24 protein-coding genes are annotated in these 24,167 nt (G+C 67.5%); 14 read left to right on the top strand and 10 right to left on the bottom strand.

The annotated features are described in order from the left end of the window. The first annotated feature begins 80 nt into the window (after positions 1 to 80). The gene (locus tag QNM97_RS25980) at positions 81 to 1,850 is read left to right on the top strand and encodes a glycoside hydrolase family 15 protein (RefSeq protein ID WP_283820951.1); all 1,770 of its coding nucleotides are present in this window, start codon (positions 81 to 83) and stop codon (positions 1,848 to 1,850) included. A gap of 31 nt (positions 1,851 to 1,881) precedes the next feature. On the opposite strand, the gene QNM97_RS25975 is transcribed toward QNM97_RS25980, so the two are convergent. Together QNM97_RS25975 and QNM97_RS25970 are read right to left on the bottom strand one after the other, a co-directional pair. Next, positions 1,882 to 2,313, bottom strand: coding sequence for a nuclear transport factor 2 family protein (locus tag QNM97_RS25975; RefSeq protein ID WP_283820950.1), 432 nt, complete (start codon positions 2,311 to 2,313; stop codon positions 1,882 to 1,884). 22 nt (positions 2,314 to 2,335) lie between these two features. After that, entirely contained in the window at positions 2,336 to 3,073 is a 738-nt protein-coding gene (locus tag QNM97_RS25970) for a GAF and ANTAR domain-containing protein (protein WP_283820949.1), read from the bottom strand. A 206-nt stretch (positions 3,074 to 3,279) separates the two neighbouring features. Here QNM97_RS25970 and QNM97_RS25965 point away from each other — a divergent pair, with 206 nt between their 5' ends. Further along, positions 3,280 to 3,990 carry a PAS and ANTAR domain-containing protein gene (locus QNM97_RS25965; protein WP_283823332.1) on the top strand — a complete coding sequence of 237 codons (711 nt, stop codon included), beginning with the start codon at positions 3,280 to 3,282 and terminating at the stop codon, positions 3,988 to 3,990. A 71-nt stretch (positions 3,991 to 4,061) separates the two neighbouring features. Further along, positions 4,062 to 5,240, top strand: coding sequence for a zinc-dependent alcohol dehydrogenase (locus tag QNM97_RS25960; RefSeq protein ID WP_283820948.1), 1,179 nt, complete (start codon positions 4,062 to 4,064; stop codon positions 5,238 to 5,240). Between the two features lie 19 nt (positions 5,241 to 5,259). Here QNM97_RS25960 and QNM97_RS25955 read toward each other — a convergent pair whose 3' ends face one another. Further along, a complete protein-coding gene (locus QNM97_RS25955) occupies positions 5,260 to 6,000 on the bottom strand; it encodes a SigB/SigF/SigG family RNA polymerase sigma factor (protein WP_349632367.1) in 741 nt (246 codons plus the stop codon). Positions 6,001 to 6,312: 312 nt separating this feature from the next. On the opposite strand from QNM97_RS25955, the gene QNM97_RS25950 reads away from it, so the two are divergent. Then, positions 6,313 to 6,774 carry an STAS domain-containing protein gene (locus QNM97_RS25950; RefSeq protein ID WP_283820946.1) on the top strand — a complete coding sequence of 154 codons (462 nt, stop codon included), beginning with the start codon at positions 6,313 to 6,315 and terminating at the stop codon, positions 6,772 to 6,774. Here the strand turns inward: QNM97_RS25950 and QNM97_RS25945 are convergent. The 5 genes from QNM97_RS25945 to QNM97_RS25925 all read right to left on the bottom strand — a co-directional run bounded on the left by QNM97_RS25945 (position 6,746) and on the right by QNM97_RS25925 (position 12,256). Beyond that, positions 6,746 to 7,189, bottom strand: a complete 444-nt coding sequence (locus QNM97_RS25945) for an anti-sigma factor (protein ID WP_283820945.1) — start codon at positions 7,187 to 7,189, stop codon at positions 6,746 to 6,748. The two genes, QNM97_RS25950 and QNM97_RS25945, sit on opposite strands and share 29 nt — an antisense overlap. Before the next feature lie 291 nt (positions 7,190 to 7,480). Further along, positions 7,481 to 8,149, bottom strand: coding sequence for a nitroreductase family protein (locus QNM97_RS25940; protein WP_283820944.1), 669 nt, complete (start codon positions 8,147 to 8,149; stop codon positions 7,481 to 7,483). A gap of 106 nt (positions 8,150 to 8,255) precedes the next feature. After that, a complete protein-coding gene (locus QNM97_RS25935; protein ID WP_283820943.1) occupies positions 8,256 to 9,776 on the bottom strand; it encodes a catalase in 1,521 nt (506 codons plus the stop codon). Between the two features lie 160 nt (positions 9,777 to 9,936). Continuing rightward, positions 9,937 to 10,674, bottom strand: a complete 738-nt coding sequence (locus QNM97_RS25930) for an IclR family transcriptional regulator (RefSeq protein WP_283820942.1) — start codon at positions 10,672 to 10,674, stop codon at positions 9,937 to 9,939. 55 nt (positions 10,675 to 10,729) lie between these two features. Next, the gene (locus QNM97_RS25925) at positions 10,730 to 12,256 is read right to left on the bottom strand and encodes an APC family permease (RefSeq protein WP_283820941.1); all 1,527 of its coding nucleotides are present in this window, start codon (positions 12,254 to 12,256) and stop codon (positions 10,730 to 10,732) included. Positions 12,257 to 12,417: 161 nt separating this feature from the next. Here QNM97_RS25925 and eat point away from each other — a divergent pair, with 161 nt between their 5' ends. The 5 genes from eat (at position 12,418) to QNM97_RS25900 (ending at position 17,996) form a co-directional block, all read left to right on the top strand. Next, positions 12,418 to 13,845 (top strand): ethanolamine permease, encoded by a 1,428-nt coding sequence (gene eat / locus QNM97_RS25920; protein ID WP_283820940.1) that lies wholly within the window; start codon positions 12,418 to 12,420, stop codon positions 13,843 to 13,845. Beyond that, entirely contained in the window at positions 13,842 to 15,248 is a 1,407-nt protein-coding gene (locus QNM97_RS25915) for an ethanolamine ammonia-lyase subunit EutB (RefSeq protein ID WP_283820939.1), read from the top strand. Before eat ends, QNM97_RS25915 begins: the two co-directional genes overlap by 4 nt. After that, positions 15,245 to 16,024 (top strand): ethanolamine ammonia-lyase subunit EutC, encoded by a 780-nt coding sequence (gene eutC, locus QNM97_RS25910; RefSeq protein WP_283820938.1) that lies wholly within the window; start codon positions 15,245 to 15,247, stop codon positions 16,022 to 16,024. The genes QNM97_RS25915 and eutC overlap by 4 nt, the downstream gene beginning before the upstream one ends. Before the next feature lie 98 nt (positions 16,025 to 16,122). Then, positions 16,123 to 17,352, top strand: coding sequence for an MFS transporter (locus QNM97_RS25905; RefSeq protein WP_283820937.1), 1,230 nt, complete (start codon positions 16,123 to 16,125; stop codon positions 17,350 to 17,352). Then, the gene (locus tag QNM97_RS25900; protein ID WP_283820936.1) at positions 17,352 to 17,996 is read left to right on the top strand and encodes a TetR/AcrR family transcriptional regulator; all 645 of its coding nucleotides are present in this window, start codon (positions 17,352 to 17,354) and stop codon (positions 17,994 to 17,996) included. The genes QNM97_RS25905 and QNM97_RS25900 overlap by 1 nt, the downstream gene beginning before the upstream one ends. Before the next feature lie 40 nt (positions 17,997 to 18,036). Here QNM97_RS25900 and QNM97_RS25895 read toward each other — a convergent pair whose 3' ends face one another. Further along, the gene (locus tag QNM97_RS25895) at positions 18,037 to 18,690 is read right to left on the bottom strand and encodes a TetR family transcriptional regulator (protein WP_283820935.1); all 654 of its coding nucleotides are present in this window, start codon (positions 18,688 to 18,690) and stop codon (positions 18,037 to 18,039) included. Positions 18,691 to 18,770: 80 nt separating this feature from the next. Here QNM97_RS25895 and QNM97_RS25890 point away from each other — a divergent pair, with 80 nt between their 5' ends. From QNM97_RS25890 to trxA, 4 genes are read left to right on the top strand one after another with little or no spacing between them, the layout of a single operon-like run. Beyond that, positions 18,771 to 19,436, top strand: coding sequence for a class II aldolase/adducin family protein (locus QNM97_RS25890; RefSeq protein ID WP_283820934.1), 666 nt, complete (start codon positions 18,771 to 18,773; stop codon positions 19,434 to 19,436). Further along, positions 19,433 to 20,275, top strand: coding sequence for a phosphotransferase family protein (locus tag QNM97_RS25885; RefSeq protein WP_283820933.1), 843 nt, complete (start codon positions 19,433 to 19,435; stop codon positions 20,273 to 20,275). Before QNM97_RS25890 ends, QNM97_RS25885 begins: the two co-directional genes overlap by 4 nt. Then, entirely contained in the window at positions 20,272 to 21,879 is a 1,608-nt protein-coding gene (locus QNM97_RS25880) for a glycerol-3-phosphate dehydrogenase/oxidase (protein ID WP_283820932.1), read from the top strand. The genes QNM97_RS25885 and QNM97_RS25880 overlap by 4 nt, the downstream gene beginning before the upstream one ends. A 45-nt stretch (positions 21,880 to 21,924) precedes the next feature. Continuing rightward, positions 21,925 to 22,302 (top strand): thioredoxin, encoded by a 378-nt coding sequence (trxA, locus tag QNM97_RS25875; protein WP_283820931.1) that lies wholly within the window; start codon positions 21,925 to 21,927, stop codon positions 22,300 to 22,302. On the opposite strand, the gene QNM97_RS25870 is transcribed toward trxA, so the two are convergent. Further along, positions 22,287 to 22,928 carry a TetR/AcrR family transcriptional regulator gene (locus tag QNM97_RS25870; RefSeq protein WP_283820930.1) on the bottom strand — a complete coding sequence of 214 codons (642 nt, stop codon included), beginning with the start codon at positions 22,926 to 22,928 and terminating at the stop codon, positions 22,287 to 22,289. The two genes, trxA and QNM97_RS25870, sit on opposite strands and share 16 nt — an antisense overlap. Positions 22,929 to 23,058: 130 nt before the next feature. Between QNM97_RS25870 and QNM97_RS25865 the strand changes: the two genes are divergently transcribed. After that, complete coding sequence (locus QNM97_RS25865) at positions 23,059 to 24,129, top strand: Rieske 2Fe-2S domain-containing protein (RefSeq protein WP_283820929.1); 1,071 nt, start codon at positions 23,059 to 23,061, stop codon at positions 24,127 to 24,129. The last annotated feature ends 38 nt before the right edge of the window (positions 24,130 to 24,167 follow it).

Raw genomic sequence — 24,167 nt, 5'->3', positions numbered from 1 at the left:
CACCGGACCGGTGGACGCAACAGGCCTCGTCCGAAGCCTACTCACACCCGGAGCGGCGCGAGTCCGTGCAGAATCGTCTGATGACCACCCGCATCGAGGACCTCGGATTCGTCGGCGACTGCCGGACGGGGGCATTGATCTCCCGCACCGGACGCGTGAACTGGCTGTGCGTCCCACGATTCGACTCCCCGTCGATCTTCGCGTCGCTGCTCGGCTCCCACGAACACGGCAGCTGGTCGCTGAAACCGGCAGGCGACGCGACCCCGGTCGGCCGCCACTACGACGGCAACACGCTCATCCTGGTCACCCGGTGGGAAACCGAGACCGGTGTCGCCGAGGTCCACGACTTCATGCCCGTCGACGGCGGGCGCGTCGACCTGGTGCGCCGCGTCGTCGGGATCACCGGCACCGTCGAGTTCACGACGTCTCTGCGCATGCGCTTCGACTACGCCCGGTCGGTCCCCTGGGTACGCCAGGTCGGCGAGGACGAACCCGCCCTCCTGGCGATCGCGGGACCGGATGCCGTGATACTCCGTGGTGTCACCCTGCGCGCCACCGATCACGTCCACCGCGCAGGCTTCTCCGTCGACGCCGGCGAGCACCGCGACCTCGTCCTCACCTGGTATCACTCCTACCGGCCGCAACCGGAGCCACTCGACGTCGACACCGCCCTCGAGACGACACGACAGTGGTGGACCGAGTGGGCGAGCCACATCGAACATCAAGGGCCGCATCGCGATCGGGTGGTCCGGTCCCTGGTCACCCTGCGCGCACTGTCGAACCTCGACACCGGTGGCATCGTCGCCGCCGCCACCACCTCACTACCGGAAATGCCTGGCGGGGAACGCAACTGGGACTACCGGTATGTGTGGCTACGGGACGCGGCACTGACGCTGGACGTCCTGATCTGCCACGGCTTCCTGCATGTGGCCGACCACTGGCGCACCTGGTTGATGCGTGCGATCGCCGGTGACCCGAAACGGGTACAGATCCTCTACGGCATTGCCGGAGAACGTGATCTGCCCGAACGCGAGTTGCCGCTGCCCGGTTACGAGAACTCGACCCCGGTCCGGGTCGGCAACGCCGCCGTCGACCAGTTCCAGGCCGACACCATCGGCGAGGTGATGGTCGCACTGCACACCGCGCGGACGGCCGGACTCCCCGAGACGGATTTCTCCTGGCCCCTGCAACGGCACCTGCTCAAGCGCGTCGAGGCCTACCTCGACCAGCCCGACCAGGGCATCTGGGAGATGCGTGGCGAACCGAAGTTCTTCACCCACTCGCGGGCCCAGGAGTGGGCGGCCTTCGACCGCGGTGTGAAGGCGATCGAGGACTTCGGCCTGACCGGCCCGCTGGACAAGTGGAAGCGGCACCGCGACGATCTGCGCGCCGAGATCGACAGCCGCATGGTCGATCCCGACGGCGGGTACTTCGTGCAATATGCCGGAACCAGTGAGGTCGATGCCGCACTCCTACAACTGCCGCAGATCGGATTCTGCGCGCCGGACGACCCGCGGATGCTCGCCTGCGTCGAACGCATCGAACGCGACCTGATGCCCGACGGACTGGTCGCCCGCTACCGCTCCGAATCGGGCGTCGACGGCGTCTCCGGCACCGAACACCCGTTCCTGGCGTGCACATTCTGGCTCGTCGAACAGTACGCCCGCAGCGGACGCATCGACGACGCCGAGACACTCATGACGCGGGCCTGTGACTCCGCCAGTGACCTCGGGTTGTTCTCCGAGGAATACGATCCGGGCGACCGGCGACAGGTGGGCAACGTCCCTCAGGCCTTGTCGCACCTGGCCTTTGTTCGCGCCGCCGACGCGTTGGCCGGTGCGGTCGACTGAACGCGCCCGCGGAAGCCGGCGCACACCGTGATCATTGCTGCGGCACAGGCGAATTGACGAACCAGAGAATCTCCTCGCGCATACCGCTGCTGCGCCAGCCGTCGGCGGTGCGGACCATCGTGTGGTGGTAGTAGCCGCCGCACGTGCTCAACTCGTCGAAGCCCGGTATCTGCATCGGGTTGTAGAACTGCGCGGTGACGGTGGCGGTATCGCCGTCGATGGTCGCGTCGATGTTCATCACGTAATGCATGGTCATCGGCAGCGCCGAGAGCCCCGCTTCCAGCCACTCGACCACCTCGTCGACGGTCCCGACGATCCCGAATGGCGATGAGCGGTAATCGATCGTCGCATCGGCGGTGAACAGCGAGCGGTACCGCGGCCAGTCGCGGGTGTCCACGGCCCTGGCGTACCCGGTCAACAGTTGCTGTATCTCCAGCGTGTCGGCCACGCGCTGCGCATCCATGGCGTCCGACGCTACCCGGCGCTCACGAACTGCGTTCCCGATCGTCGAACTCCTCGGCCGCGACGATCCGCGCCGCCACCTCCGCGACCGGGGTGTTGGACTCCTGGGAGAGGCGCCTGATGATCTCGAAGGCCCGCACCGCGTCCACGCGGAAGCGCTCCATGATCATGCCCTTCGCCTGCCCGATGAGGTCTCGGCTGGCCAGAGCACTGCGGAACTGCTCGCCACGGTGCGCGGTGTTGAGCGCGATCGCCGCATGCGTCGCGAGGGTCTCGGCCAGATCGCGGGTCTGCTCGCCGAAGGCGTGCGGCGTGCCGGAGAACAGGTTGAGCGCACCGAGTTCCCGGTCGGACACATACAGCTGGATCGACATATTGGACCGGATCGGGGTGCGTTCACGCACCGCCCGCATGAGTTCGGGCCACCGCGGCTCGGTCTCGACGTCGTCGATGCCGACGATTCGCTCATTCCAGATGGCCGCGAAGCACGGCCCGTCACCGTACTCGTGTTGCAGCACGTCGAATTGACGGGCGATCAGATCGGTCTCGGCCGTCGACTCGAGCGTGGGTGTGCCCGCCGCATCACGCACGACCATGGTGAACCCGGCATGGTCGACGTCGGGCAGGATCTGCACCGCCGACTCGGTGACGTGACGGATGACGCGGTCCGGCCCGAACTCGGCCTCGGACACCCCGTGCACGGCGCGCGCGAGTTCGGCGATCTTCGCGTGGATGGCTGCGCCGGAATCCTCGGAGTGCATCATCCCTCCCTGCGTACTCCCATTCACCCCCGCTCGCAGCCGTCCGGCGGGACCAAGGTCCCGAATCGGCGGCCGCCTCCGGCAAAACCCCTGGACACGGGGGATGGGCGGACGAGACGAAGATGACGGCGGTGGGGCGGGTGAGTAAGGTGATCATGCCCGAGACCGCTGGCACTTCTACTGAACTCGCTTGTGGAGGTTTCTCAGTGCTCGATGATGCCGGACGTGACGCTGCCTTCGATGCGTCGGCGCGCGTCCACAATGTCGGGAGTTTCCGTTTCGTCTTCGCCACGCAGCGATGGGAATGGTCCGACGAGGTCGCCGCCCTGCACGGCTATGCTCCCGGCGAGGTCGAGCCGACGACCGAACTGATGGTCGGTCACAAACATCCCGACGATCGCGAGGACTTCGAGCGCCTGGTGGGGCGGATGCTCTCCGAGCACAGCCCGTTCTCCAGCCGGCACCGCATCATCGACACGCGCGGCGTTCTCCATCACGTCGTCGTGATCGGGCATCCGCTCCTCGACGCGTCGGGTACCGCGATCGGCACCAAGGGCGTCTACCTGGACATGGACGGGTGGGAGACGAACGTCGTCAAGGACCAGATCGACCACCACATCAACCGTTTTCGCGAAAGCCAGGGTGTCATCGAGCAGACGAAGGGCATGATCATGTTCGCCTACCGCGTCAGCGCGGAGCAGGCCTTCGAGGTACTCAAGTGGCGATCGCAGACCACGAACATGAAGATCAGCAGCCTGTGCCGCAGCATCCTCACCGGCAGCCAGGCGATCGAGGTACCCGACGCCGTCCGGCAAAACTTCGACCACCTGCTGCTCACCGCCCACGAGTCGGTGCCGGACGGATCGGTGCCGGGCGAGCCACCACCGTCCAATCACGGCCCGGCCGAACATGTTTGACGCACCCCATGTTTGACGCACCGACAACCTGGGCACGCTGAGGGGAGACCATCAGCGACCAGGAGGATCACATGCGAGCGGTGACATGGCAGGGCAAGCGCACGGTGTCGGTGGACGAGGTACCCGATCCGAAGATCGAAGAACCCTCGGACGCGATCATCAAGGTCACCTCCACCAACATCTGTGGGTCCGATCTGCACCTGTACGAGGTCCTCGGCGCCTTCATGCGTCCCGGGGACATCCTCGGTCACGAGGCGATGGGGGTCGTCGAGGAAGTCGGCGCCGACACCGGCGAGCTGCGGGTCGGCGACCGTGTGGTGATCCCGTTCCAGATCTCGTGCGGCACCTGCCGCATGTGCGATGACCGGCTCTACACCCAATGTGAGACAACACAAGTCCGCGATCAGGGGATGGGCGCGGCCCTGTTCGGCTACTCGAAGCTCTACGGGTCGGTGCCCGGCGGGCAGGCCGAGTACCTCCGTGTGCCGCAAGCACAGTTCACCCACATCAAGGTGCCCGACGACGCACCGGACTCCCGGTACGTCTACCTGTCCGACGTGCTGCCAACCGCCTGGCAGGGCGTGGAGTACGCGGGCATCCCCGACAACGGCACCGTCACGGTGCTCGGCCTCGGACCTATCGGTGACATGGCCGCCCGCATCGCCGCCCATCGGGGTGCGCGGGTGATCGCCGTCGACCGGGTACCCGAACGCCTGGCCCGTGCCGAAGCCCGCGGCATCACCACCATCGACCTCGACGCCGTCGACGACGTGGCCGAGGCGGTCCGGGAACGGACCGACGGACGCGGCAGCGACTCGGTGATCGACGCCGTCGGCATGGAAGCCCATGGCTCGCCGGTCAATCAGATGGCCCAGCGGCTGGTCGGTCTGCTCCCCGACGCGGTGGCCGAGCCACTCATGCAGCACGCCGGTGTGGACCGGATGGCCGCCTTCTACACCGCGATCGACGCCGTCCGCCGCGGTGGCACCATCTCGTTGAGCGGCGTGTACGGGGGCACGGCCGACCCGATCCCGATGCTCACGTTGTTCGACAAGCAGATCCAGCTCCGGATGGGTCAGGCGAACGTGAAACGCTGGGTCCCCGACATCCTGCCGCTCCTCGGCGACGACGACCCGCTCGGAGTGGATTCCTTTGCCACCCACGAACTCTCGCTCGACGAGGCGTCGCACGCCTACGACATCTTCCAGAACAAGCAGGACGGCGCGGTCAAGATCACCCTCAAGCCCTGAGGGCACACGGCGATCGCGGTCACCCGGCGGAAGGAGCGTCCTCGGGATCGGACAGCTCCTCCCGCAGGGCGCGTAAGGTCCGGGAGAGCAGCCGCGACACGTGCATCTGCGAGATGCCCACCTCCGCGGCGATCTCACTCTGCGACATCCCACGAAAGAAGCGCAGCGACAGAATGTTTCGTTCACGTTCGGGGAGTCGGGCCATCGCCGGGGCCAGCGTGACGTAGTCCTCCACCTGAGCGAGGTGTTCGTCGTCGTCGCCGAGGGTGTCGCCGATCGACTGCCGTTGCTCGTCGGCCTCGGCGTCGATGGAGATGGAGTTGTAGGCCAACCGGGCCATCAGACCGTCGATGACCTCGTCGACGGACAGGTCGAGGAATTCGGCGAGTTCGCTGGGCCGCGGCGAACGCCCGAGACGCTGCACCAATTCATCGGCGGCCCGGCCGATCCGTAGTGAGATCTCCTTGCTGCGACGCGGCACGCGCATACTCCAGGTGCCGTCGCGGAAGTGCCGTCGGACCTCACCCATCACGGTCGGCACGGCGAACGACAGGAAATTCGCTCCGCGCTCGACGTCGAAGCGATCCACCGCGTTCACCAACCCGATCCGGGCGACCTGGACGAGATCGTCGAAGGCCTCCCCACGGTCGGCGAAACGGCGGGCCACATGCTCGGCCAGCGGCAGGCAGCGCTCGATCACCCGATCCCGCAGAACCGAACGATGGTCGGCGTCGGATTCGGCCCGCATCTCCGCCAGCATCGGGATGACGTCGGCGTACTCGTCATCACGGCGATCCTGTCCTTGCGTAGACGACGACAAACAAATCCTCCATGGCCCGAGGAGCATTCTCGGGCGGTTGACCGGCAGATATGGCTCTCTTGTCACCGTACCCAGTTGCTCCGGACCCGAAACCCCCTTGAAGACCTACCCGCCGGTCCGTACGGTTGAGCACAGCGGTTCAGTCAAGCAGCTGCGAGCGGCGCGGACTGAACCATTTTTCGTCTCGTCGCATCCTTTCACCGACTCCGATCTTTCACTGACTCCGATGTCACCTATGCGACGGAGGCCGCCATGAAACAGCTCGACACCAACCTCACCTTCCATCCGGCGAGCGCCCCGGACACCCACACCCCGGACCAGGACGCACCGAATCTCTCAGCGGCGCATCGAGACTGCGCGTCGACACCCATGGCCGTCGGGCGTTCGTTCTGCGTGCAGCAACTCTCCGGCGCCATCGACATGCAGACCACCGCCGATTTCGCGGTGGCCCTCGACAGGGTGCTGGCCAAGCAACCCGAGGGTGTCGTCCTCGACCTCACGCAGGTCCGATTCCTCAGCGCATCCGGTCTGGGGGTTCTGGTCGGTTTCCATGGCGAGGCCGCTCACCAGGGCATTCCGGTCGCCGTGGTCGGCGGTACCCCGATCGCACGGCCGATCCGCGCATGCGCCGGAGAGGCGGGTATCGACGTCTACGATTCGGTCGAGGCCGCCGGGTGGGCGGTGATCACCGCTGCCGCGTCTTGCCGATCGTGACGGCGAGATCTCGGTGATCGGGACGATCGACGCGTTCGATGGTGTGCGCGTCGGTGAGCGTGGTCACCACCCGCCACCCGAAACCTGTTGTGTCGATCTCGAATCCGGGAATCACCGCGCCCGCCGCGCGAGCCACCGCACCGGTCGGGCCGACGGTCAGCGACAGCTGCACCCGCGCACCGGCAACGGCGGCCGCGATGAGCTGCGAGCAGATCTCGTCGATCGCGATCTTGACGTCGGTGACCTCGTCGACGGTCCAGTCGGCGAGATACAGGGTGCGCTCGACGACCGACCGGATGATCGAGAGCCGGTCGGACTCCGCGCCAACGGCGAGTTCCACCGGTTCTCCGGAGGCCTCCAACAGGTCGACGATCACCGTCTGCCCGCCGCCGCCACTCACGCCGCTGTCTGTCACTGATCCTCTCCTCACGATGGTTGGCTTCTGACTTGGTTCTTACCCATCCCTTCGCCGGGCAAAACCCCCGTTGCGTGCCGGAGATGTCTGCACCCGCCTCCGACCACGCTTCGGCAGTCATGAGCTGGGTGTGACGCCGCTGCCCGAGGGTATCTCTCACTGCGGGATCTCCGGGTGCAGGAGGCCACCATCAGACGAGGAGACGGCGATGGCCATCTGCGACATGTGCGGCAACGACGTCTTCTGCTGCGCGCATTGCGCACGCGAGGCCGGCCATCGCGGCCTGGTCGATCACATCGGCGTGAACGGGTTGCCGTCGAAGCGTTCTCGCGTCACGAAGTCCTCGACGGGTTCCCGCCGCAGCCGGGTGAGTTGCTTGACCGGCTTGCCCAGCGGCAGTACCGCCGCCACCGCGTGGGTGTCGGGGATCGCCAGGAGTTCGCGGACGCCGGGTTCCTCGGTGACGGCCATCGTGGTGATCGTGCCGCCGCATCCGCGGGAGCGCGCGGTGGTGAGGATGTTCCACACCAGCGGATAGATCGAGCCGCCGGGGACCACCCCGATGCGGTCGAGATCCTTGTCCATCGACGCCACGACCTCCAGGTTGACCGTCACCACCAGGAGCACCGGCGCGGCGGCGAGCGGTGCGACGAACTCGTCGACGCCTTCGGTGGCGGCGAGGTCGGCGTCGGTGACCGTACTGGGATGCACGACGTTCCACGGCATTTCACCCACGGCACGCTGGGCCAGGTAGCGGCGGGCACCGGTCTTGCTCAATTCGGCGATCGCCTGCTTGGTGTCCGGGTCGCGCACCGCGATCACATGCGCACCCTGGCGGTTACCACCGCTGGGCGCAAAGCGTGCGGTGTCGAGGATGTCCCACAGCACCTCGTCGGACACCGGGTCGTCGGTGAACTCGCGTGCGGCGAAGGTCGTGCGGATGACGTCGTCGAATTCCATACCCCAATCCTCCCACCACGAATACGGCTTCCACGTGAGCGGGCTCCGACCCCGGAAAATCGGGGGTCGGAGCCCGCTCACGTGGTATCTGTATTCGGCTGCCGAGCTAGACCTTCTGCTGCATCGACGAGCGCGCCGGATTGCCTTGCTCGTCCTTCTTCGGGTCGGGCTCGTCGGCCTTCTCGGTGACGCCCTTCTTGATCTTGGCGCCGAGATCAGTGTCGACCCGGCTCCAGTACTCGAAGGCCCGGGCCAGCACGGGCTCGCTGACACCGTTGAGCAGATGCCCGACAATGTTGTCCACCAAACGATCCCGGGCGGCATCGTCGAGGACCTCGCGCACCATCGTGCCCGCCTGACCCCAGTCGTCGTCCTCGGGATGATCGACGTAGGCGCTGCGAATGATGTCGCCGTCGGCGGCCCACTGCGGCTCGGCCTGCCCGGCGAACGTCGCTGCTGGACCACCCTTGGAGTTCGGCGCATACACCGGGTCGGTCACCGGATTGATCCGCATCGCACCGTCTTTGGAGTAGGTGTGCACCTCGTTGCGCGGGGCGTTGACCGGGATCTGCTTGTAGTTGGCGCCCAGACGGTGCCGGTGCGCGTCGGCGTAGGAGAACACCCGGCCCAGCAGCATCCGGTCGGGACTGAACCCGATGCCCGGCACCACGTTGTTCGGCTCGAAGGCGACCTGCTCGATCTGAGCGTGATTGTCGGTGGGGTTGGTGTGCAACGTCATCCGGCCCACCTCCTGCAACGGATAGTCGCCGTGCGGCCACACCTTGGTCAGGTCGAACGGATTGAACCGGTACGACACGGCGTCGTCGTAGGGCATGATCTGAACCTTCAGCGTCCAGCTCGGATGGTCGCCGCCGGCGATGGACTCGAACAGATCCCGGGTGTGGAAATCGGTGTCCGCCGCGGCCATCTGATCGCCCTCGTGTTGGGTGAAGAACTCGATGCCCTGATCACTGATGAAGTGGTACTTGACCCAGGACTTCACACCCTGCGCGTTGACCCACAGATAGGTGTGCGAGCTGTAACCGTTCATGTGCCGCCACGTCTTCGGGATGCCCCGGTCACCCATCAGCCAGGTGACCTGATGGGCCGACTCGGGCGAGAGGGTCCAGAAGTCCCACTGCATGTCGTGGTCTCGAAGGTTGTTGTCGGCGCGGCGTTTCTGCGAGCGGATGAAATGCTGGAACTTCATCGGATCCTTGACGAAGAAGACCGGCGTGTTGTTGCCGACCATGTCGTAGATGCCCTCGTCGGTATAGAACTTGAGCGCGAAACCCCTTGGGTCACGCCAGGTGTCGGGGCTACCACGCTCCCCCGCCACGGTGGAGAACCGGGCCACCATCTCGGTTTTCACCCCTGGTTGGAACAACCCGGCGCACGTGTATGCCGAGACGTCCTCGGTGGTCTCGAAGGTGCCGAAGGCACCGCTGCCCTTGGCGTGTGGCTGTCGCTCCGGGATGCGTTCCCGGTTGAACTGGGCCATCTGCTCGATCAGATAGTGATCGTGCAGCACGATCGGCCCGCCGACGCCGACGGTCAGCGAATGTTCGTCGCTGCCCGCGGGGGCTCCGGAGTCGCGGGTGGTGTAGAAATCGTTGTTCTCGGACATATCGCCTCCAACGGCGTTGAGCCGGATTGGTTGTGTCCATCGCCGACGCCGGGCTGTGGCGCCGGCTCGCATCGCAAAGGCGAGCGCGAGGGTGCCAGGCTTCTCGAGCACCACTGCTTCGAGGGTAACCGCTCACCGGTTCCCGCTGTCCATGTCGGGGTCAGAACAGCAGCGGACCGAGCGCCGAGGAGAGTCCCTTCGCCGCGTCGACCAGCGAACGGATCGCGTCGAGCCGGGTGGAGACGCCGCCGATCATCACCGCGCCACGGACATCGCCGTCGACGTCGAGGATCGGCACGGCGACGTGGGCGTGATCGCAGACGAGCTCACCGTCGTCGATCGCGACATCGGTCCGGCGAATCTGTGCGATCTCATCGCCGAGGCGGGTGAGGTCGATGATCGTTGCCGGGGTGAGAGGTGCCGGTGAGGTGCCGACCACCTCCCGCCATTGCGACAGCGACGCAAGCAGGATCTTGCCGGGCGCCGACGCGTGCGGATAGCGCATGAGTTCACCGATACCGGTCAGCGGATGGTCGGGGTCGGGGTCGAGGACCCGCAGCGTGGTGGGCCGGAAGTAGACCAGGTGCACCGCGAAGCGCACCGACGACCGGAACTCGTCGATCAGCTCCCGCGCCCGTGCGGGCACCGGTGGTGGCAGCACCCCCGACAGCATCGTCGAGAGCCGGGTACCCAGCGCGAAGCCGCGCAGGTCGGCGGTCCGCACCAGGTACTCGTCGGCGACCAGCCCGTTGAGCAGCCGGTAGGTACTGGCCTGCGGGAACCCGAGATTGCGGGCGATCTCGCTGCCGGTGGTGCCCAGCCCCAGGTCGGCGACCGCCTCGATGATCTGCAGTGCCCGCGCCACCGAGTCGGCGCGGTCGGGTCGGCCTATCGCCACGAGAACACCTGCCGCCGCGTCATCGCAGGGTCCCGCGTCATCGCAGTCTCCCGGGTCATCGCAGTGTGACCGTGAGGATGTCGTCGCGACTCGTGGCGTCGAAGACACCGACGCGGCCGAATCGGGTCGGCGCGTATCGCGCGATCACGGCCACCGCGGCGACGACAACGATCATCGAGGTCACGTAGATCGCGCACAGCGCCCGCCCGCTGCCGACGTCGGTGGTGAATCCGGTGACGAGGAGCACCACGAGGATCGTCGCCGTCACCGCACCCAGCACGGTGATCGCGCGGCTCGCCTCGCCGATCCGACGCAACATCGCCGGCGCCGCGAGACACGCGGTGAGGTAGCTGCCCATGTAGCCCAGCGCACTCAGCGTCAAGAAGTCGCGGATACCGGTCTGCGGGTTGCCGCCGCACCACAGGAAGATCAGCGGCCCGGCGACGACGACGCCCATCGCGCACACCGTCGCGAACGCCGGGGTGTGGAACCGTCGGTGGGCCCGGCCGAAACCGGCGGGCACGACCTGCTCGCGGCCGAGCGTGAACAGCACCCGGACCAGCGCATTCACCGAGGCCAGCGCGCAGGCGAAGAAGGAGGTGGCGATGCCGAGGTCGAGGATCACCGACGCGACGCGGGTGCCTTCGGACAAGAACAGGGCAGCCAGCGGCGTGGGGCTCTCGCGGATGCGCTCGGGGGCGCCGGCCATCGCCACCGACTGCGAGGTGACCGCGAGCAGATAGATCACCGCGGCCGCGGGCGGCGTCCACATCAGGGTGCGGGGAACGCTGCGGAAGGGCCGTCGGGCTTCGGCGGACAGGGTGGTCGCCGATTCGAATCCGACGAAGGCGCTGACCGCAACGACGATGTTGAGACCCATCGAGCCGGGGTCGATGTGCGAGGTGAAGGCCGCCGAGTACCCGGCACCGCGGTGGGTGATCCCCAACCACAGCATCAGCCCGACCATGATGACGACGGCGACGACCTCGATGCCGAGAATCGCCGTCGCCGAGACCTTGACCCCGCGCACCATCAGTACCGTCATCACCGCCGCGGACACGACGACGATGACGCACATCGCGATCACCGACGGCGCGGCGGCCACGCCGAGGCTCACCGCGATGTGGCTCAGATACAGCCCGACGGCGAGTAGTCCGGCCATGCTCACCGAGCCGTAGCCGAGGATCGCCGACCACGCCGTCGGCAACGCCACACGAGGCCCGAACCCTTGGGCCACATAGGAATACAGCCCGCCGACCACCGCCAGTCGCTGGGCCATCGGTCGGATGCATGCGGCGACGAGCATGATGACGACGGCGGCCGTGGCGAAGGCAAGCACACCGCCGGAACCACTGATCGCCGCGATCACGAACAGTGGCGTCACCGCCGACGTGCCGGCCGGGGCGATGGCCGCCACCGATTGCGCGAAGACGGGTATGAAGGGGAGTTGACGACGCGTGAGCCCCCGGACGGGCGACTCGTCGGCGACGAGTGGCGATCCGGTGGCGCGACGGCGAGAGATCGACGAGGACATGGCGCCCTCCACGGTGACCGAGAGCGCGTTTCCGCGCATCGTTTTCATGTTTCATCCGTGTTAACCAGCGTGAGAATGTCGCTGCCCACGATTCTCGACATGCCTTACATGAGCGCCATTGTGATGTGACACACACCTCGTAGCGTCGATTCTCGTTCCCTTCTTGGCGAGACCGACGCCGATCTCGCCTCCCACCGAAAGAGGCGCCCATGAGCACCACCGACCGCGGCCGCGTCGCCGACGCCACCGCTGCCACCACCGACTACCTGGACAAACGCCGACTCGCGACGGGCACCGCCGGGTGGGTGCTGCTCGCCGGACTCGGCGTCAGCTACGTCATCAGCGGTGACTACTCCGGCTGGAACTTCGGCCTCGCCCAGGGCGGTTTCGGAGGTCTCGCGATCGCTGCGGTCATCATCGCCGCGATGTATCTGGCCATGGTGCTGGGCATGGCCGAGATGAGTTCGGCGCTGCCCGCGGCCGGCGGCGGATACACCTTCGCCCGTCGTGCGCTCGGGCCGTGGGGCGGGATGGCCACCGGTACCGCCGTGCTCATCGAGTACGCGATCGCCCCGGCTGCCATCGCGACGTTCATCGGGTCCTACGTCGAATCCCTGCATCTGTTCGGCATCACCGACGGCTGGTGGGTCTACCTCGCCGCGTACGCACTGTTCATCGGCATTCACCTCGCCGGCGTCGGCGAAGCACTCAAGGTGATGTTCGTGATCACCGCGATCGCCCTGCTCGGGCTGCTGATCTTCGCGATCGCGGCGCTCGGCGACTTCTCGTGGGCCAACCTGACCGACATCGCGCCCACCGACGCCGCAGGCGCGAGTTCGTTCCTCCCGCACGGATATCTGGGCATCTGGTCGGCGATCCCGTTCGCGATCTGGTTCTTCCTCGCGGTCGAGGGTGTCCCGCTGGCCGCCGAGGAGGCCAAGGACCCGGCCCGCAACGTGCCGCGCGGCATCATCGCGGCGATGTGCGCACTGATGTTCACCTGCGCGCTGGTGCTGTTCCTGGTGTCGGGGGCCGGTGGCGCCGAGGCCATGCAGGATTCGGGTAACCCGCTGGTCGAGGCGCTGGGTAGCGGCGCGGCGCACACCGTCGTCAACTACATCGGCCTCGCCGGCCTGATCGCGAGCTTCTTCTCCATCATCTACGCCTACTCCCGGCAGCTGTTCGCGCTGTCGCGCGCCGGGTATCTGCCGAAGTCGTTGTCGGTCACCAACTCCCGCAAGGCGCCGACGCTGGCGTTGATCGTGCCCGGCGTCATCGGATTCGGCCTGTCACTGACCGGTGAGGGCGCGATGCTGCTGAACATGGCGGTCTTCGGGGCTGCGCTCAGCTACGTGCTGATGATGATCAGCCACATCGTCCTGCGCGTCCGCGAACCGCAATTGGCGCGCCCCTACCGGACGCCCGGTGGCATCGTCACCACCTCGTTCGCCCTCGTCGTCGCCGTCCTCGCGGTCATCGCGACCTTCCTCGTCGACATCACTGCCGCCACTGGCTGTCTGATCGTGTTCGCGGTGATCATGGGCTATTTTGGCTTCTACAGCCGCAAGCGGCTCGTCTTCGCCACCGCCGACGAAGAGTTCCAGGCCATCGCCGACGCCGAAGAAGGACTCTCGTGACCTACCGTCAGACACTGCGCGGACAGACCTACACCTTCGACGACCTCGTCGAGGTGCTGGCCAAGGCCACGCCCGCACGCTCGGGCGACGAGCTGGCCGGGTGCGCCGCGGAGTCCGACGCCGAGCGGGCGGCCGCCGCCTGGGTGCTCGCCGACCTCCCGCTGACGGTGTTCCTCGAACAGACGGTGGTGCCGTACGAGTCCGACGAGGTCACCCGGCTGATCATCGACACCCACGACCGCGAGGCCTTCGCGCCGGTGTCGCACCTGACCGTCGGCGGGCTGCGGGACTGGTTGCTCGAGCAGGTCGGCGATCCGGAGGGCCCGCGTCGGCTGCGTGCCGTCTCGCCCGGGCTGACCCCGGAAATGGTTGCGGCAGTGAGCAAACTGATGCGCAACCAGGATCTGATCGCCGTTGCCCGTCGGATCGAGGTGATCTCGGCGTTCCGCACGACCATCGGATTGCCGGGCCGGCTGGCCACGCGGTTGCAGCCCAACCATCCGACCGACGATCCGCGCGGCATCGCAGCCGGGCTGCTCGACGGACTGCTGCTCGGTTGCGGCGACGCGGTGGTGGGGATCAACCCGGCGACCGACTCACCGCACGCCACCGCCACCCTGCTGAGATTGCTCGACGAGATCCGCACCCGCTTCGACATCCCGATGCAGTCGTGTGTGCTCTCGCACGTGACCACCACCATCGGGCTCATCGAGGAGGGCGCACCGGTCGACCTGGTCTTCCAGTCCATCGCTGGAACCGAGGGCGCCAACCGCGGATTCGGCGTCGACCTCGCCGTGCTGCGCGAAGCCAACGAGGCCGGACGATCGTTGGGGCGCGGCACCGTCGGCGACAACGTCATGTACCTGGAAACCGGTCAGGGATCGGCACTTTCGGCGGGCGCTCACCTGGGCACCGGGGGTCGGCCGGTCGACCAGCAGACCCTGGAGACCCGCTCGTATGCGGTCGCCCGGGCGCTGGACCCGCTCCTGGTCAACACCGTCGTCGGATTCATCGGGCCGGAATACCTGTTCGACGGCAAGCAGATCATCCGCGCCGGCCTCGAGGATCACTTCTGCGGCAAGCTCCTCGGCCTGCCGATGGGTGTGGACGTCTGCTACACCAACCATGCCGAGGCCGATCAGAACGACATGGACACCCTGTTGAGCCTGCTCGGCCTGGCGGGCTGCCCGTTCGTCATCACCGTGCCCGGCGCCGACGACATCATGCTCGGCTATCAGAGCCTGTCCTTTCACGACGTGCTCTACCTGCGCGAGGTCATGGGGCTGCGCGCCGCACCGGAATTCGAGGCGTGGATGCAGACCATCGGCATGGCCGACGACGGCGGACGGGTCACCCCACTCGATCCGCACACCTCACCGCTGCGCGAACTGGCCGCCTCATGAGTGCCACCGACAACACCCCCGCCCACGACCCGTGGGATCTGATGCGCCGCACCACGCAGGCGCGAATCGGTTTGCGGCGCAGCGGATACACCCTCTCGACGCACGACGTCCTGACCTTCCAGGCCGATCACGCCGCCGCCCGCGACGCCGTCCACACCCCGATGGACATCGACACCGTCGGCAAGGGCTTGCGGGAGTTGGGTTTCGGCGAACCGCTCGCGGTGACCAGCCAGGCCTCCTCCCGCGCCGAATATCTGCGGCGGCCCGACCTCGGCCGGATGCCCGCGGATCTGTCGTCGATCCAGTCTTCGGGTGCCGACATCGGCATCGTCATCGCCGACGGACTGTCGGCGACCGCCGTCGACACCCACGCCGTCGCCCTCGTCGACGCCCTGACATCTGCTCTGACACCGCAATTCACCGTCGCACCACCGGTTCTCGCCTCCCAGGCCCGGGTGGCCCTCGGCGACCACATCGGCGAGGCACTCGGTGTGGAGATGCTGATCGTCATCATCGGCGAACGGCCGGGCCTGTCGGTCGCCGACAGCCTCGGTATCTACCTCACCTATGCCCCCGAGCCGGGTCGGCGTGACTCCGAACGCAATTGCATCTCCAACATCCACCCACCCGACGGTCTCGGGTACGACGACGCCGCCCGGATCGTCGCGGCGCTCGTCGCCGGCGCCCGCCAACTCGGCGCGTCGGGCGTCGCCCTGAAGGACACCTCCGCGGGCGAGGCTGCGGTGGCTGCGGCGGAGCAGTCCGGGCTCACCTGAGCGGCGTGCGGCTCTCGCGTCGTTCTTCGCCCACATTCGGCGTTCCTCCCCTGGAATCTCGGTGATAATTGACCCGCACACCGACAGGGGGACCAGGCATGCAGATCACGCCGACAGGACCGGACACGGTCGAGGGACTGCCCTCACTGCGGGTCCGCAAGACCGCGGTGGCCTGCGGATACGCCGCACAGGGACTCGGTTACGCCGCGGTCATGACGGCGTTGCCGACCTTCCAGGACACCTGGGGAATCAACGACCAGGGCGTCGCGGTGATCCTGCTCGGCACGTGCGTCATGGCCGGTATCGGCTCGGTGGCCGCCGACCTGATCTCGGTACGCCGGGGCAGCCGGGTCGCAGTCTGCACCGCCCTGACGGTGCAGGTGGCGGCGATCGCGACGATGGCGTTCGCGCCCGTGTTTGCCGCTTTCATCGCGGCCGTGGTGGTCTACGGCATCGGCCTGGGCACCATGGATGCCGCCGCGAACATGCAGGGCACCATGCTCGAAGCCCGCACCGCCACACCGCATCTCGGACGCTTCTATGCCGCCTACACCGCGGCGGCCGCCCTCGGTGCGCTGGCCATGAGCGCCTTCCTGTCCACCGCGGCCGGCGCGATCGGAGCGCTGCTGACCGCCGGCGCGACCCAACTCGCGGTCGCGGTGTTCGGCGTCGTCGGCCTCGATCCGTCCCGGGAAGCGGTCCACGCCCAACCCGACGCCGAGCCGTCACCTGCGCCCGACGCGGAACGAATCCCGTTGCCGCGCCGCGCGATCTGGCTCGTCGGAGCCACGCTGATGGCGATCTACATGCTCGACTCCGCGGTGTCGACGTGGAGCACCGTCTACCTCACCAACGCCTTCGACAACCTCGCCCACCTCGCCCCACTGGGGTATGCGCTCTATCAGGTCACCACCCTGCTCTCTCGGCTGGTGACCGACCGCCTGGAGATCCGGGTGGGCATCACACGTCTGGCCCTGGCCGCGATCGGCATCGGCATCGCCGGCTGTGCGGTGATCGCCGCCGTCCCGGCCTTCGCCGGGGCGATCGTGGGCCTGGCCATCGCCGGCATCGGCGGCGGCATCCTGATCCCCGTGACCTTCGCCGCCGCCGGACGCATCCTGCCCGCACGCCGCGACGAGGTCATCGCACGGGTGAACCTCTTCAACTACGCGGGCGTCATCCTGGGCGCGGTGGTCATCGGCGCCATCGCATCGGGCTCCGGGATCGGACTCGGATTCCTGATCCCCGCGGCCGGCCTCATCGCGGTCATCCCGCTGGCGCGGCGCATCGACACGACACGCTGGCGCCCCGCGCCGAGCGCGGTGTGATGACCAGCCACCAGAGCACCGAGCGGGGCGTCCGCGGGCGCAGCCGTCAGCGACGACAGAAGTTACTCGACGCGACCATCGAGATCATGGCCGAGCAGGGGCTCGCCGCCGTCACCCACCGGGCGGTGGCCGCGGCGGCCGGACTACCCCCATCGTCGACCAGCTACTTCTTCGAGTCGATCGACGAGCTCATGGCCGAAGCGGTGACCGAGGCGATGGACCGCGAGGTCGCCCGGCTCGGCGAACTGGAGGGCGCGGTCGGCGACGGCCCCGCATCCGCGGGCCGGCTGATCGGCAGCTTCGTCGACTTCATCCGCAGCGAACACGACCCGCACACCGTCGCCCAGTTCGAGATCTACCTCTACGCCTCGCGCAAGCCGGAGCTGCGCGAGCGGGTCGTCACGATCATCGAGGCCACCCGCGAGGTTGCCCGCCGCGCACTGCGCGCCGCAGGTGTCGAGAACCCGCTGGCCGCCGACGCCATGCTCGCGATGATCGACGGGTTCTCGCTGCATCGCATCGCCGATCCCGGCAGCACCGACGTCGAGGGCCTCCTACTCGGTCTGCGCGCGCTGCTCGTCGGATTGTCGGCGCTCGAGGTTGTCGGCGACTCCTCCGGGGAGCATCGCGCAGGTCAGCGGTGATCAAGACCCTCCGGGTCAGCGCTGATCAAGACCCTCCGGGTCAGCGCTGATCCAGGTACGCCCGGATCATCTCCTCCAACTCGGCCAGCAGCGCCGTATCCGGAGTGCTCGAACCGTCCTCGTCCACGGCGCTGAACGCCTCGTGCATCACCGCGTCGGCCGCGGCGAACACGGTGCGCGCCACCGTCATATCGCATCCGGTCAGTCCGCACGCCTGCATCAGCTCGCAGACCTTGACCGCCATCCGCGCCTTGTGCGCACGGCCGGGTCCGCCGGGCAGGCGCGCGATGGACCGCACGATCTGCACACTGCGCTCGTCGGTGTAGATCCCCGCGATGTGACCGATCACCTCGGCGACCGGGTCGGCGATCTCCTCGACCTCGATGCGATCGATGACGTCGTCCATCAGGTTCTCGATGCGCTCGTGGTAGCGGGCGACGAGGGCGGCGGCGATCGCGTCACGATCGGGCAGGTACTGATGCAGGGCGCCGACCGAGAGCCCCGCCTCCTCGGCCACCCGGGTCAGGGTCAGCGCGTCGACACCCTCGCGCACCGCGATCCGGTCGGCGGCGGCGAGGGCCTTGCTGACCTTCTCGCGTGATCGCGACTGGGTGGGCGTGCGCTTCAGAGGTACCGACGAGAGATCGTCTGTCGGCGGAGCGGCCGGAGCCGGCTCATCTGGAGCGGAATACACCGGCCCACCATATCCGCCGAACGTCGAGCAACACATAACCAAACTTGACTTTGGTTTTCCGCCGACTCACGCTGTTGTGCGTGAGAATCGACACCACCGTTCTGCGCGAACGCGTCGCCGCAATGTCCCGCCACCTCGGCGAACGCGGGCTCTTCATCGGTACCGCGGGCAACGTCAGTGCCCGGGTCGACGGGGTGGTTGCCATCACCGCCTCTGGGATCGATCTCACCTCCGCAGACGCCGACGAGGTCACCGTCGTCGACCTCGACGGCGTGGTGCTCGACGGCCATCTCTCCCCGAGCTCCGAGGTGGACCTCCATCTCGGGGTGTACCGGCAGCCGCAGTTCGCGGGCCTGTCCGGGGTGGTGCACACCCATTCCCGGTTCGCGACGGCACTGTCCGTCGTGTGCACCGAACTGCCAGTGATCCACTATCAACAGCTCTCCCTCGGCGGATCGCTGCGCGTCGCCCCCTTCGAGACCTTCGGCACCCCCGAACTCGCCACCGCGGTGCACTCGGCGTTGAGCGAACGCCTCGCGGCACTGATGGCCAATCATGGTGCGGTGGCCCTCGGCAACGACCTCGCCGCCGCCGCCGACAACGCCCTGCTCCTCGAATGGTTGTGTGAGATCTATTGGCGCGCACACGCCATCGGAGCGCCCCGTACCCTGAACGAAACCCAGCAGCACGGCGTCATCGAGCACGCGCTGCGCATCGGATACGGCGGCACGAGGGAGGTCGGATGACCGCGACGCCCGGACGTCAACTGGCCACCGGCCGCACCGCCGACATCTTCGAGTGGGGCCCCGATCGGGTCGTCAAGGTCTTCACCGGCGTCCTCAACGACGCCGCGATCGCCACCGAGGTCCGCGATTCGGTCGAGGCGAACACGTTGGGCATCACCCCGATTCGCTGTCACGGCACCACCGTGCTCGACGACGGCCGGGTCGGCATCGTCTTCGATCGCCTCGACGGCGTCGCCCTCACCACCGTTGCCGAGCGGCGGCCCTACCGCATCCCGGCGGTGGCCCGGATGCTCGCCGCCGAGCACGCGCGCATCCACGCCGTCCGCAGCGACGCCTTCCCCGACGTGCGGGAGGTGGCCGTGTCACTGCTCGACACCGCCCCGTTGTCCGACCTCGACGACGCCGAACGCGACGCGCTGCGCCGTCGAATCCGCGCACTGCCGAGCGGTGATTCGGTGCTGCACCTGGACTTCCATCCGCTCAACGTGTTCGAACACGACGGCGGACTGGCCACCATCGACTGGCAGTCGGCGGCGGTCGGCGACCCGGCCGCCGACGTCGCCGCGACATCGTTGCTGTTCACCGAAGCCGAATTGTTCCCCGGTATCTCGACGCTGCAACGCGTTGTCTACCAATCGGTTCGACGGGTGATGCTGCGGTTCTACCTCGCCGAGTACCGACGCCGCACCGGGATCGGGCCCGAGCGAATCGCGCCGTGGATGACCACCGCACGCGTCCTGCGCCTGAGTTGGCTCAACGTCGAGAGCGAACGCGCCGATCTACTCGCCCGCATCCGGGCCGATCTCGGCGGCTCCGCCCCTTCCGGAGCCGACCGATGAGCACCGCACCCCGGTTGCGGCGCAACGACTTCGGTGCTTCCACGACGACGGTCGACGTCCTGGTCATCGGCGGCGGCATCACCGGTGCGGCGATCGCCTACGAGGCGGCGAGCCGCGGACTCGACGTCGCACTCGTCGAACGGTCCGACTTCGGCGGTGCGACCTCGGCGGCGACGGGCAAACTGATCCACGGCGGGCTGCGATACCTCAAGCAGTTCGATGTCCGGCTGGTGCGCGAGTCCCTGGCGGAGCGACGGACCCTGATGTCGATCGCCCCGAACCTGGTCTCACCGATCCCGATGGTGCTGCCCGATCCCGGCATCGTCGAACGCGTCGGACTGACCGCCTACGACCTCCTCTCGGCCGACCGCAACCGGATCGGCGATCCCACCAAACACATTCCGCACCATCGCATTCTCGATCACGACGAACTCGCGGCACGCGGCCTGACCGACCTGCATTCCGGCGCACTGTTCCACGACGCGATGATGGCCTTCCCCGAACGCCTCACCCTGGCGTTTCTGCGCAGTGCCGCCGAGCACGGCGCACTCGTCGCCAATGGTGTTGCGGTACAGACGATCATCGGTGGCGGCGGACGGGTGGTCGGGGCACACATCTGCGATCGGCTCACCGGCGCGGCCGGTGAGGTGCGCGCACGCGTCACCGTCAACGCCACCGGACCATGGGCACGTGACGTGTTGGCGGGCAGCCCGCTCACCGAAAACATCGCCGGACCACCGCCGACGGTCCGATCCGAAGGCATCTATCTCGTCACCCGCGAACTGTCGACGACGATGGTGCTCACCGTTTCCGGGCACGGACATTTCAGTTTCGCGCCGTGGCGTGGGCTCTCACTGATCGGACCGACCGAGACCCCGTACCGGGGCGCGGTCGAGGACTGGCGGCTGACCCGCGCATCGATCGAGACCTTCCTCGACGCGATCAACTCCGCATCAATGGTCCCGGTCCGGCTCGATCTCGACGACGTCGTCGCGGCCTACGGCGGCCTGCGACCACTGACCGAGCAGAACGGCGAGGACACCTACAACGCCAGTCGCGCTTCGGAACTCGTCGACCACCGCAAGGACGGACTCGCCGGCATCGTCACCGCGACGGGCGGCAAGTACACCAATTCGCGGGCGTTCGCGCAGAAGGCGGTCACCGCCCTGTCCGAGCGCGAGGGACTGTCGGTACGCCGGAGTTCCAGCGCGTCAACACTTCTCGCGGGCTGTCTACCCACCGGCGAGCACAGCAGTCGGGCCGGCGGGCTCGATGCACGGACGGTCGCGATCGTCGAGCAGATCTACGGCACCGACGCCGACGACGTGCTGGCGCGGGCGATCGAATGCCCGGAGCTGGCGCGCCCGATGACACGCGACGGCATCCCCCTGGCGGCCGTGGCCCACTCCGCGCGACACGAATCGCCACGCACCTTGCTCGATCTGCTGCTGCGACGCACCGGTATCGGGACCGTGGGTCGGCCCGCCGACGACGACCTCACCGCGATGGCACAGATCGCCGGCGCCGAGCTCGGATGGGACGCGGCGCGGATCACCCGGGAGATCGCCGAGGCGCGCGCCGGCCTGGGCGTCCCGGTGGATTGACCGAGAGTCGGGAATAGGCCCTGGTGGGTCGGCCTTGACAGGGGTATGAGTACACACGAGATCACTCTCGAGAACTTCGGAGCCACCGTCGAACAGGACGGCATCGTGCTCCTCGATTTCTGGGCCGGCTGGTGCGGGCCCTGCCGCCAGTTCGCGCCGGTCTTCGACAAGGCCGCCCAATCACACCCCGACATCACCTTCGGCAAGATCGATACCGAGGCGCAGCAGCAACTCGCCGGGAGCCTGGGCATCCGGTCGATCCCCACGCTGATGGCCTTCCGCGACGGCGTCCTCGTCTTCAATCAGCCCGGCGCGCTGCCCGCAGCGCAGTTCGAGCAGCTCATCGACGCCGTCGAGGGCCTCGACATGGACGAGGTCCGCGCCGAGATCGCGAAGTCGGAGTCGGATCAGGCCTCGTCCTGACCGCTCTCCACGGTCGGCGCGAGGTAGGCGACGATGGCATCGGCAAGTCCGCGACGCGCGACATCGAGGTCGCTATAGCTGCCGAGTTGTTTCTCCGAGACCAGCCCCCGCATTGCGCCGGGTAGAAAGGCGGCCACCGCCGTCACACGGTGGGGGTCGACCGTGAGATCCCCGAATGCGTTCTGGCAGGCGGTGTTCCATTGCGGCGCCCACGAGCGCAGTTCGGCGGCGGTCTGCGGGTAGAGGCGTTCGAGTTCTGCGGACTCGCGCGGCAGAGCGGCGCGCAGGGTCTCGATCGCGCGCGAGTCCGGCGCCGTGAGTCCCTCGTACATCAGGTCGACGATGGCGTGGACACGCTCGCGCAGCGTGGTGTGGTGGTCGAAGGCGCGCACCGGCAGGGTCCCGCGACGCTCCGCGGTACGGCGCAACACCGCCGCCCAGAGTCCGTCGATGTCGCCGAACTGGTATTTCACCGCACCCCACGTCGCCCCGATGTCCTTGGCGATGCGGTTGCCCGAGACCGATCCCGGATCACCGGTGGCCAGCGACGCCACCGCGGCGTCGAGCATCGCGTCCCGCGTCGCCTGCCCCCGCTTGTTGGGGCGACGCACCGCAGCCTCTGTCATGACCTGGAGCCTACTGCGCGAGGCTTTTCGTAGAACCCTCTTGTATTTTTTCGTAGAGGGTTCTACTTTTCTGGTGGGAACACCGCTCGCGACAGCCCGCGGGCGAGGCTAACTGCCGGAAGGACCCGAGGTGGCCAAGACTCCGTTGTCGATGGAACCGACCGGATGGTTCCAGGTCGCGTGGTCGGCGGAGGTCGAGGTCGGCGCGGTCATCCAGATGACCTATTTCGGCCAGGAGATGGTCGCGTGGCGGTCGGCGTCGGGCCGGGTCTCGGTCTTCGACGCGTACTGCGAGCATCTCGGTGCCCACCTCGGATACGGCGGACATGTCGAAGGCGAGAACCTCGAGTGCCCATTTCACGGCTGGCAGTGGAACAGCGAAGGCCGCAATGTGTGCATCCCGTACGAGGCGCGCCCGAACAAGGGGCGTCGTATCCGTAGCCATCCGGTCGTCGAGCGCAACGAGTCGATCTGGATCTGGTACGACAAGCACGGTCGCGCACCGTATTTCGAGGTGCCCGACATCTTCACCGCGTTCGGCGACGACGCCGACGCCGCGCGCCGCTACTATTCGCCGGTGCCCGCGGCGATCCGCTGTTGGCGCGGGCTCGAACTGCACCCGCAGTACGTGCTGGAGAACGGTGTCGATTTCGCGCATTTCCTTTTCGTGCACAAGACACCGTTCATGCCGGAGTTCACCCGGCACGACTTCGACGGCCCGGTCTCCTATGTGGATTTCACGATCGCGTTCGAGGAGGGTAAGACCCTCGAGAATGCCGACAGCGGAGTCTATTCCATCAACGCCGGACTCGGCTGCTCGGTGACGAGATCCTGGGGCATGATCGACAACCGGACGATGCCCGCGGTCACCCCGGTCGACGAGCGCACCTGCGACGTCCGGTTCACCGTGTGGATCGGACGCAAACCCGGCGAGGAGGATGCCGTCGGGATGACCCCCTACGGGCAGACGATGGCCGACCTGGTGATCGAGCAGTTCGCCGCCGACGTCGAGATCTGGTCACACCAGCGTTACTCCGACCCACCGGCGTTGTCCCGCAAGGAGTTCGCCGGGTTCACCGCCCTTCGCCGCTGGGCCGAGCAGTTCTATCCCGACGGCGAGCATCTGGGAACCGACCCCCGCACACCGCACAGTGGGGCCATCGTTCCGCTGCATCCGTCCGCGCACGTCACCAGCGCCTGATCCCTGGCACCACACCACACCACACCACGGCGAGAGGT

The organism is Gordonia sp. L191, assembly GCF_030077625.1.
Classification (GTDB): domain Bacteria; phylum Actinomycetota; class Actinomycetes; order Mycobacteriales; family Mycobacteriaceae; genus Gordonia; species Gordonia polyisoprenivorans_A.
Note: the sequence above shows the minus strand (reverse complement) of the source record. Positions and strands in the feature narration are given on the sequence as shown.